1 protein-coding gene is annotated in these 1,082 nt (G+C 67.5%); it reads left to right on the top strand.

What is annotated here, in order from left to right; genetic code table 11:
• Nucleotides 1-235: 235 nt before the first annotated feature.
• Nucleotides 236-874, top strand: coding sequence for a methylthioribulose 1-phosphate dehydratase (locus tag ACOZHM_RS20680; RefSeq protein ID WP_421571223.1), 639 nt, complete (start codon nucleotides 236-238; stop codon nucleotides 872-874).
• Nucleotides 875-1,082 lie beyond the last annotated feature (208 nt).

Raw genomic sequence — 1,082 nt, 5'->3', positions numbered from 1 at the left:
GGGGCGCGGGGGCGGGGTGCGGGGCGGGGTTCGCGTTTTTTTTTTGTTGTCTGGGTGCCTTGGGCGGGCTGCGTGGGGGGGGGGGGGGGGGGGGGGGGTTGTGGGGGTATGAGCCGCATGGATGCGGCGACTAAGCCCCCAAGGACGGGTTCACGGCGTCCCCCACAAGCCCCACCCCGCCCGGCCCAGCCCCAGAAACCTGCTTTTAACGCTTCACAAAGCTAAAATGCCAGCCATGAACAACCCCCCTTACGACACAACCCGGCTCAGCGAACTGGCCCAGGTGCTGATCGACAACATCCGCGAACTGGCCCAGGCCGGGTGGACGCCGGCGACCAGCAGCAACTTCTCGCATCGGCTGGATGACCAGCATGCGGCGATCACCGTGTCCGGCAAGGACAAGGGGCGCCTGATCGAGGACGACATCATGGTGGTCGACTTCGACGGCAAGGCCGTCGGCCGCCCACTGCGCCCGTCCGCCGAAACCCTGCTGCATACCCAGCTGTACCGCAGGTTCCCCGAGATCGGCTGCGTCCTGCATACCCATTCGCCGGTGCAGACCATCGCCTCGCGCCTGTTCGCCGCCAACGGCCACATCCGCATCGAAGGCTACGAACTGCTCAAGGCCTTCCACGGCAACAGCACCCACGAAACCGCCGTCGACGTCCCTGTGTTCGCCAACACCCAGGACATGGACGAACTGGCCGCCAAGGTCGAGGCCAAGCTCGATGAGGGCTGCATGTGGGGCTATCTCATCGACGGCCACGGCCTGTACGCCTGGGGCCGCGACATGGCCGAGGCACGCCGCCATCTCGAGGCATTCGAGTTTCTGTTCCACTGCGAGCTGGAGCTGCGCAAGCTGCGCGGTCCCTGAGCCGCTACGTGTCGCCCAGGCATTGCCTGGGCCGGCCAACGGCCGGCGTTGCGGGTGCGGCGGCCGGGATGCTGAATTCCAGGACAGCGTGTCGGGTTGCCGGGCAGAGCCTGGGTTGCCGGGCAGAGCCCGGGTTGCCGGGCAGAGCCCGGGTTGCCGGGCAGAGCCCGGGTTGGCGGGCAGAGCCCGGCACTACACACTAGTATCC

The organism is Stenotrophomonas sp. PD6 (genome assembly GCF_049199305.1).
In the GTDB taxonomy this organism is placed as follows: Bacteria; Pseudomonadota; Gammaproteobacteria; order Xanthomonadales; family Xanthomonadaceae; genus Stenotrophomonas.
This window is presented reverse-complemented; position numbering and strand designations above follow the sequence as displayed.